7 protein-coding genes and 1 pseudogene are annotated in these 9,365 nt (G+C 66.6%); 5 read left to right on the forward strand and 3 right to left on the reverse strand.

What is annotated here, in order from left to right:
* Nucleotides 1-216, reverse strand: a 216-nt coding sequence (locus ACFYZS_RS40320; RefSeq protein WP_389024541.1) for a hypothetical protein, incomplete at its 3' end; no start/stop codon positions are given.
* 238 nt (nt 217-454) lie between these two features.
* Here ACFYZS_RS40320 and ACFYZS_RS40325 point away from each other — a divergent pair.
* Complete coding sequence (locus ACFYZS_RS40325; RefSeq protein WP_389024544.1) at nt 455-1,090, forward strand: SMI1/KNR4 family protein; 636 nt, start codon at nt 455-457, stop codon at nt 1,088-1,090.
* 282 nt (nt 1,091-1,372) lie between these two features.
* Nucleotides 1,373-1,585, forward strand: a complete 213-nt coding sequence (locus tag ACFYZS_RS40330) for a HEAT repeat domain-containing protein (RefSeq protein ID WP_389024547.1) — start codon at nt 1,373-1,375, stop codon at nt 1,583-1,585.
* A gap of 57 nt (nt 1,586-1,642) precedes the next feature.
* On the opposite strand, the gene ACFYZS_RS40335 is transcribed toward ACFYZS_RS40330, so the two are convergent.
* Entirely contained in the window at nt 1,643-1,975 is a 333-nt protein-coding gene (locus ACFYZS_RS40335; protein ID WP_389024550.1) for a ribosomal protein L7/L12, read from the reverse strand.
* Nucleotides 1,976-2,068: 93 nt separating this feature from the next.
* Nucleotides 2,069-2,464 (reverse strand): annotated as a pseudogene (locus tag ACFYZS_RS40340) (transposase); the annotation flags it as partial.
* A gap of 289 nt (nt 2,465-2,753) precedes the next feature.
* On the opposite strand from ACFYZS_RS40340, the gene ACFYZS_RS40345 reads away from it, so the two are divergent.
* The 3 genes from ACFYZS_RS40345 (at nt 2,754) to ACFYZS_RS40355 (ending at nt 9,198) form a co-directional block, all read left to right on the forward strand.
* Complete coding sequence (locus tag ACFYZS_RS40345; protein WP_389024553.1) at nt 2,754-7,520, forward strand: DUF6531 domain-containing protein; 4,767 nt, start codon at nt 2,754-2,756, stop codon at nt 7,518-7,520.
* Entirely contained in the window at nt 7,517-8,188 is a 672-nt protein-coding gene (locus tag ACFYZS_RS40350) for a histone-like nucleoid-structuring protein Lsr2 (protein ID WP_389024556.1), read from the forward strand. The genes ACFYZS_RS40345 and ACFYZS_RS40350 overlap by 4 nt, the downstream gene beginning before the upstream one ends.
* 135 nt (nt 8,189-8,323) lie before the next feature.
* Nucleotides 8,324-9,198 (forward strand): IS5 family transposase gene (locus tag ACFYZS_RS40355; protein ID WP_389024559.1). Its coding sequence is split into 2 segments (ribosomal slippage): nt 8,324-8,717 and nt 8,717-9,198, totalling 876 coding nucleotides; the frame shifts between segments, so codons are not numbered across the junction.
* Nucleotides 9,199-9,365: the final 167 nt, after the last annotated feature.

Raw genomic sequence — 9,365 nt, forward strand, 5'->3', positions numbered from 1 at the left:
GTTGCGGGTCTGCAGGAAGTGGAAGCGCGGGTTCGCGCCGTCCGGTGTTCCCCGGGTGGTGAGGAAGGAACGGGCCCACTGTTGCTGGATCCGGACGATGTCGACGATCTCTGGGTCCACGGGGATCGTCGGAGGACCTCCGCCTTCGATCTTCGTCTCCTGGTAGGAGAGGCGGGCGACGAAGCCGTCCGGCTCGCGGCCGTCCTGCCCCTTCACCTTCTACACGGGGCAGGAGCGGCTCGAAGTCCATCATCAGGACCTCGTTCATCCGCCGACCGGTACGGATCAGCAGCATGAGGGCGTGGAACGCCTGCCCGTCGTCCGACCCGCCTTCGGCCTTGGGAGCAGCCAGCGTGCCGGAGCCTGCCGCGATCTGAAGCGTTCTCCGGACCCTCGGATGTGTTTCTGCCGGGCTGATCGGTAGGGTCTCGGAGACGAGAGAAGAGATCCTCCGATGGACTCCCGCATACCCCGCATCCGCTCCAAGCTGGCGAAGATGCCGTATCAGGCGCAACGCAGCCACTCCGTCTGCGGGGAGCGCCACCAGTTCCGCCTCGGCCCACGCATCAGCCCCTCAGTAGCCGACGCCTTCGAGGCGGAGCACCGCGTTGTGTTGCCCGCGGCCTACCGTGCGTTTCTCACCGAACTCGGGGGCAGCGGTGCCGGCCCCTTCTACGGTCTTCTTCCGCTGGATTTGTGCAGGCTATTCACAATGAACCGGAAGCCGTCGGATGGCAGGCCCCGGGGATTTACTCATGTGAGCCGGTCGGACGCGCTGCAGGGTGACCTGTTCCTCCACGTCATCGAGATGGGCTGCAGCGATCTGTGCCTCATAGGAGTGACCGGCCCTCTTGCCGGCCGTGTCGTCACTGGCAACGCGGACGGCTTCTGGCCCCCGAACGTCTCCTCGGCACAGGACTTCCTCAGCTGGTACGAGCGTTGGCTCAACCACATGCGGGACGGCAAGGACAACGCCGCGCTGGGACTCTCCTCCCCCGCAATCGTCGCGAGCGCCCGGGGCCCCTGGGTCAAGGGCGACCTCCGAACCGTCGACCCGGCCGTCAGCGAATCGCGGGCTCATCGACATTGATCAAGTGACGGGATCTGTGACTCCCAAGCCGTGGACTAGCGGCTTCCGGTTTCCGTGTCCAGAGTCAGGTAGGTCTGGTGGGGGCGCTGGGTGGTGTGCCTGGGTGGTGTGCGGAGCGGCCTGCAACTGTTGGACGCATGTTGCATCTGAAAATGCGTTCGGCCTGTGGTGGCCGGCCAGCCGATCCGCAGGTGCTATTGGCCGGAAGATGCGTTGCTCTTCAGCCAACCTTTGAGGCGCCTTCGCGCGGGGTCGTGGGGTGCCTATCGACCTCGGGTTTACATGACCGCCCTCACCACCGATCCCGACCCGGACCTCCGAGCACTGGCCTGCCGCGCTCTCGGCTCCACCGCCGACGATCGGGCCCTGCCAGCACTGAAACGCCTCGCCGCCCACGACCTCGCCAAAACCACCCTCGGCGGCCTCGTGGCAACCGCCGCCCAACAGGGATTACGGACCGCGCACCGCATTCGCGCGCGCACCGCATCGGCCTGAGCTCGACGCTCGTCTCGACTGAGCCACTCTGAACCCCGTCGGTCGACCTGACCGATTTCAGATCGCTGTGGGCAGACTATTCGCCCAGCAGATCTCGAGGGGCCGTGGTTCTGTGCACTGCGCCGAGGTGAGGGGGAAGGCTCCCCATCTAACGGGGCGGCCGCAGCAATCGCAGAGCAGCCTGGTGCGGGCGCCTGCGTCTTCAAGCGCCCGAGCCGCCTCGACAGCGGCTTCGAACCAGCCGGCTGCCTCGATCTCTACGGGTGCGGTGGCGAGCAGAATCTTGCTGTTCCACAGGCTGAGGCCGGTGACCGTCCGTATCGCACGGATTGCCTCCATTTTCCGGTCTCCTGCTTCCGTCAGCAGCACTCGGAGTCCTGGCTCTTCCACATACCCTCCCCGACCGTCCGCGAGCTGTCCCGCAAGTGAACCACCACGCAACTGCTGAGTTCCGTAAGCAAGTGGACAGGGCCCAGCAGGCTATCACCGGATCCAGATCAGGATGGCGGCGAGGTGGAGGGCGACTCGGTAGGCCATGGCGAGCTTGTCCGTTCGCATGCCAGACCTCGCCACTGCTTGAGCCGGTTGATGCATCGTTCAACGTCGTTCCGCTGCTTGTAGGTCTCACCGCCGAAACGGGGCGGCCGGCCTCCGGCACGGACCCGCTTCAGGTGGTGACCGACCTGGTCAGCGGGCTGGGGAATGACCGCCTTGATGCCGCACCAGCGCAGATGTCCGCGAATGGCGCGGGACGAATAGCCGCGATCTGCAAGAACAGCGACGGGTTCTCGGTCTCCCGATACCACTCCGCGGGACCCGGATCCTTGCCATGACGGCCTGAAGGCCGACGCGGCGCGCTGAGTCTGGAGCCTCACCGGCTGGGCAACGAGGCCGGCGTCGAGGACTCCTACGGGGCGGTATGCAAGGTGCTTTCCGCGCTGGTCTGAACGGCGGCCGCGAGGAAGGGGCGCCAGCCGCGCGGGTGGACCGTCTGCAGTCGAGTTTGGCTCCCTGATCGGCTGGAGTGACCGCGAGCGGCTACGAGGGGGACCCCTGAACCGGAGGCGGCGTGGGGCGGCGGGGTTGAGGTTGCCAACTACACTTCCCCGCTGATCACATGGTAGTACTTACGGCAGATTTGATCATGTCTATGGGGGGATCAGCGGTCGTGGGTTATACGGTGCCCGACTGGGCGGACACGCTGCTGGACGTCATCGGTGTCGCTTGGCCGAACATCGACGAGGACGACTACCGGCACATGGCCGACGCACTCCGTGAGTTCGCCGACGATCTTTTGGACGACGGGCAACTGGCCAACAACCACATCGAACGCCTACTTTCGGCCAGCAAGGGCGAGTCCATTGAGGCCCTCAACGCCCACTGGAACAAGGTCAAGGGCAAGCATTTCAAGGACCTCGCCGGCGCAGCGCGCACCATCGCCGGCGCGATGGACCTCGCTGCCGATGCGGTCTACGGCATGAAGGTCGCTGCGGAGATTCAGCTTGGCTACCTGGCCGCCGAGGCTGGTATCGCGCTCTCCCTCATCCCGGTGACCGCAGGCCTTTCATCGCTGTTTGGCGCTGCCGCGATGCGCGCCACGCAGGAGGTGATCAAGCGTCTGATCAAGGAATGTGTCGAAGAGGCCGTCGGATATATCGTCTCCGCGCTGACCGAGCCGGCCGTCGCCGCGCTGGAGGGCATGGCTGCGGACCTCGTCGTGCAGCTTGGATCGATGGCTCTCGGCTTCCAAGACGGCGTGGATCTCGGCCAGACCGGCAAGGCGGGCAAGGACGGCTTCAGTGGCGGCGTCCAGTCCGGCAAAGAGGCTCTGCATCTCGCCTCCGCTGGCGGCAGCAGCGATGGCGCTGGTACTGGCGGAAGTGGCTTGGCCGACCTTCACATCGAGCACGCGGAACACACCCGTGCGAGTACCAAACTGAACTCGGTCAGCACCGGTATCCACGGCAAGACGACCTCGAAGCTCACCAAGGCCAAGCATCACCATGGCCGAACCCGGGGTCGCGACTCCATCGCCCGGGCCATCGACCCGGTTGCCGACAAGGCGATGGCAGCCCTCGCCAAGGCGACCAAGGCCATGGGCGACCACGTCGGGACCACGCTGCCCAAGGCAGTCCGGCAGATATCCACCGACCACAAGAAGACCGACCAGGACATCCACGACGGCTTCAACCGGCAGCGCAAGGCCGGTCGCGGCGCGGACGGCAACGGAGGCGGCAAGGCTTCCGGTAGTCCCCGCAAGGGTGAGGACTCCACCAGGACCAAGCCCGACTCCCTGCGGGACGCCAAAAACGAGCCGCGCCGCAATGCGATCCCTCTCACGAAGAAGACCTGCAAGAACGACCCGGTCGACGTCGCCACAGGCGAGATGACTCTGCAGCACACGGATCTCGCACTGCCCGGCGTGCTGCCGCTCGTACTTACCCGCACTCATCTCTCCAGCTACCGGTTCGGGCAGTGGTTCGGACGCAGCTGGGCATCCACCCTCGACGAGCGCATCGAACCCGACCCCGTCGGCAATGGCGCGGTATGGGCCCGAGAAGACGGCTCCCTCCTCATCTATCCGCGCCTTCCCCGGCCAGGTGACGGGCCCGTCCATCCCATCGAAGGTCCGGGCTTGCCCCTGAGCTGCGAGGGGCAGTACGAAGACGAGACGGTCTACACCGTCAGTGACGCACACACCGGCATCATCCGGTCCTTCACCGGAAGCCCGTACCGCGCCTCCCCCGCCTCCTGGCTCACCTCGGTGGAAGACCGCCACGGCAATGCCATCACCATCTCCCGCAGGAGCGACGGCGCCCCCAGCACCATCACGCACAGCGGCGGCTACAGCGTGCTGGTCACCACGGACAACCACCGGATCGACTCGCTCAGCGTTCGCTCGCCCGAAGGACCCGTCGAGGTCCGCCGCTTCGGCTACGATCCACGCGGAAACCTGGACGCCATCTTCAACGACTCCGGACTGCCCCTGGGCCTGACCTACGACGCGCAGGACCGCATCACCTCGTGGACGGACCGGAACAGCTCCACCTTCCGGTACGTGTACGACGAGGCCGGCCGCGTCATCGAGACTGTCGGGCCTCAGGGCTTCCTGTCGTCGTCGTTCACGTACGGTGAGACACACCCCGAAACCGGACACCGTGTGACCCGGTACACCAACTCGGTCGGTTCTACCGAGGTGTTCCACATCAACGAAGCCCTCCAGGTCGTCGCCGAGACCACCCCATTGGGCGCGACCGCCTACCTCGAGTTCGACGCCGCGGACAGGCTGCTGGCTGCCACTGATCCTCTGGGTCACACGACCAGACTGGAACGCAACGACGCAGGTGACGTGGTCGCGATGACCGCTGCAGACGGGACCCGCACGACTGCCTCCTACGACGGGGACCACCGGCTTGTCGAAATCATCGAGCGCGGAGGAGCACGCTACCAATACCTGCACGGCGAAGACGGCAGCTTGCGGGTCATCGACCCGGAGGGGGCGTACACGACGTACTCCCGCAACGCCATCGGATCGGTGAGCAGGATCGTCTCTCCCACCGGACTGGCCACGCACATCATCAGCGACGGCGCCGGCCTGCCCCTGGAAGTCATCGCCCCGGACGGAACAAGGGCGGTGTGTGTCCGGGATGCCTTCGGCCGTATTACCAGTGTCGTTGACGCACTGGGCGGAACCCTCACCCAGGGGTGGACTGTCGAGGGCAAGCTCTCCTGGCGCTCCTTCCCCGATGGCGACCGGGAAGAGTGGCAATGGGACGGTGAAGGAAACCTCCTTGCCCACACCGACCGTATGGGCCGCACGACGGCCTACGCGGTTACCGACTTCGACCGTACCTCCAGCGCCACCTCAAGAGACGACGGCACGTACCGCTTCAGTTACGACACGGAGCTGCGACTCTCACAGGTCACCAACCCCCGTGGTCTCACGTGGACGTACGCCTACGATGCCGCCGGCCGACTCGTCACAGAGACGGACTTCGACGGCCGCACTCTGACTTACGAGCACGATGCCGCAGGCCAGCTCACCCGCCGCATCAACGCGGTCGGACAGAGCATCGCCTTTGAACGGGACGCCCTCGGTCGGGTCATCCGCCTTGTCCACGACGACGGTGCCGCCTCCCTCTTCTCCTACGGGCCGGCAGGACATTGCCAGCGGATCACCAACCCGCATGCCGACATCGCCCTCGAGCACGACCGCGCCGGACGCCTCTTGAGTGAAAGCGTCAACGGGCGCGTCATGCGCTTCGGCTACGACGCGCAGGGCCGCCGCACCGAGCGCCGCACCCCCTCAGATGCCGTCAGCCTTCTCCAGTACGACGAAGGCGGCCTGGCGCTGTACACCACCGGGGAGCACAGTTTCCGATTCGACCGCGACCCCATGGGACGTGAAACCGGGCGCACCCTCGACGGAGGCTTCACCCTGCGCCAGGACTGGGACCCGGTCGGGCGGCTCACTCACCAGTCTCTGACCGCGCTCGAGGCAGACGTGCTGGAGCGCTCCTTCACCTATCAGGCAGACGGGTCACCCACCAGCATCGACGACTCCCGGCTAGGGCGCCGCAGCTACACCCTCGATCCGGCCGGGCGTATCACCGAGGTCCGTAGCCGGGGATGGACCGAGCAGTACGCGTACGACACCGCCGGTGATCAGACCCGGACCCGGCTGCCTGAACGCGCTCCCGGCCAGGACGAGGCCGGCGAGCGCGAATATTCGGGCACCCGCCTGGTCTGCGCCGGCCGGACGCGGTACACGTACGACGCACAAGGCCGCCTGACCGAGCGCACGATCACCACCTTGAGCGGCAAGCCCCTCAGGTGGCGGTTCACCTGGAACGCAGAGGACCGGCTCACCCACGTCCACACCCCGCAAGGGCACCACTGGCGCTACGCCTACGACGCACTGGGCCGCCGGGTGAGCAAGGAGCGCCTCACCTCCGACGGCTCGGTCGCCGAGGCCTGCAGCTACACCTGGGACGGTTGCCAGCTGGCCGAACAGGACGACGGCATTACCACGACCGTGTGGGACTACGCCGGCCTGTTTCCTCTCGCCCAGCGAGAGGTGAAGAAGGACAGCGCCCAAAGGGAGATCGACCGCCGCTTCTTCGCAATCGTCGCCGACCTGTCAGGCATACCCTCGGCCCTGGTAGCCCCCGACGGCTCGGTTGCCTGGCATGCTCGCAGCACGGCGTGGGGCGCCACCCAGTGGAACCGCGACGCGAGCGCCTTCACCCCGCTGAGGTACCCGGGACAGATCCTCGATCCCGAGACCGGTTTCCACTACAACTTCAACCGGTACTACGACCCGGCCACCGGCCGCTACATCAGCCCCGACCCACTCGGCCTCGCTCCCGCCCTCAATCACTACACCTACGTACCTAACCCGTTCACCCTGTGGGACCCCCTAGGTCTGGCCGGCTGCGATGCAGACCCCACCTGGGGCGGGAAAGTAGTCTTTGTCCGTGACGAGCACGGGCGCCCCTTCGAGATGCACGCCACCGTGACGCGCAACATGCTCAACGAAGGCACCCACGCCAACAACACGCTCAAGCCGCCGGGCTTCATCCACGGCACCGACCACAATCAGGCACGCGGGCACATGCTGGCCAGAATGCTCGGGGGATCCGGTGACACCCTGGACAACCTGTTCACCATCACCCAGAACCCGACGAACTCGCCCCACATGCGAGATCTCGAACAAATGATCTACAACGCGGTCGCTGGTGACCCGTCCCAAGGAATCGCAGGGCAGACCGTCCAGTACAGCGTCTACCTCGAATACACCGATGATCTGGCGGACTCCGTGCCCGCACGGATCTATATGGCGGCCGACGGCAGAAACGGCTTCCAGCTGGATACCGACTTCCCCAACCCCGACCACGCGGCCCAGCAGCAGCGACGCCGCCGAGGAAACCCGTGACCGACCTGAGCGCCCTCACCCGGATCTGCCCGGCTCCCCTGCCGGCCATGCACATTGCCTGGGAGCACGTCGAATCCGCCCTCGGGATGGCTCTGCCCGCCGACTACAAACAGCTCGCGGAGCACTACGGCCCCGGCGCCTTCAACAGCTACATCCACATCTACCACCCCCACGGGCCGACCGAGTTCGTCAACCTCACCGGCCCCATGCCGGCCCGTATCCGCGCATACCTGCGCAAGGACTTCGACCAGGGCACCCACCCCGTCCCGTACGACCCAGAGCGCCTGTTCACCATCGGCGGCACCGACAACGGCGAACACATCTTCTGGATCACCGATCCCGTCGATGAACCCGACCGCTGGCGGATCGCGGTCAACGAAGCCCGCGGCCCGCAATGGTTCACCTTCGACGGCACCCTCGTCGACTTCCTCACCTCCGTACTCAGCGGGCAGACCCAGGTCCCCCAGTTCCCCCGCGACCTCCTCGCCAGCGGCCCGTCCTTCACTCCCTCACGCCCGGACTTGTGGAAACCCGAACCGATCCCCGACCAGCCCCCTGTTGACACAGCCGCCATCCGCGCATGGGGCCGGGCCAACGGCTACAACATCCCTCCCCGAGGGCGAATCCCCTCCGAAGTCCGCGAAGCATGGGAACGCCACAACAGCTGACATTCCCGTCCAGGGCCAGGGCCAGGGCCAGGGCCAGGGCCAGGGCCGCGGGCGTGACCTGCTCGCTCCGGTGTCATAGCCAACGGCCTAGGGTCTGTTGCGAAAGTGGATCTTGTTCGTTGATGATCATGTCTCGTGGGACGTGGAGATCTGACGAACGGCCAGTGGGCCCGGCTTGAGCCTTTGCTGCCGCGGGGCATCAAGCCGGGCCGGCCGCAGGTGTGGACGCGACGCCAGCTGATTGACGGCATACGGTGGCGGACCCGCACCGGCGCCCCCTGGCGTGACGTGCCGGAACGGTACGGGCCGTGGGACCGGGTCTACGACCTGTTCCGGCGCTGGCAGCAGAACGGCACCTGGGCCCGGATCCTCACCCGGCTCCAGGCCGAGGCCGACGCCCAAGGCCTGATCACCTGGGAGGTCAACGTCGACTCCACCGTCTGCCGAGCCCACCAGCACGCCGCCGGGGCGGCGAAAAGGGGGATCTCCAAAAGGAGCCGCCCGGCGGTGTCTTCGTCGAGCCGGCCGACCACGGCCTCGGACGGTCCCGAGGCGGCCTGACCAGCAAAATCCACCTCGCCGTCGAGCAAGGGCAGAAGCCCTTGTCGGTGGTGATCACCGCCGGGCAGCGGGGCGACTCCCCGCAGTTCGAGCCGGTCCTGGAAGCCATCCGAGTTCCCCGCCTCGGGTTCGGCAGGCCGCGCAAACGTCCGGACCGGGTGCGGGCCGACAAGGCCTACGACTCCCGCGCCAACCGCTCCTACCTGCGCAGACGTGGAATCAAGACCACGATCCCCGTGCCCGCGGACCGGGTCCGCAACCGGCTGGTCCGTGGTTCACGCGGCGGGCGGCCGCCGGTGTTCGACCGGGAGGACTACAAGCAACGGCACGCGGTCGAGTGCGGGATCAACCGCCTCAAGCGCCACCGTGCCGTGGCCACCAGGTACGACAAACTCGCCGTCCGCTACGAAGCGACCGTGCTGGTCGCAGCCATCAACGAATGGCTGTGACCAGCATTTTCACAACAGGCCCTAGCGCCGTCGGGGCGGCGTGGCGTACGTGGAGCGCACGAAACGTGTACGTGGAGCACACGGGCGCTGCCTCGAGATGCGCCGGAATTGCCCCGGTGGGACCGTGAGGGTGGGGGCTGCATCGGTACAGGCCCTCACCCAGTCCG

It is taken from the genome of Streptomyces sp. NPDC001903, from assembly GCF_042891345.1.
Lineage (GTDB): Bacteria > Actinomycetota > Actinomycetes > Streptomycetales > Streptomycetaceae > Streptomyces.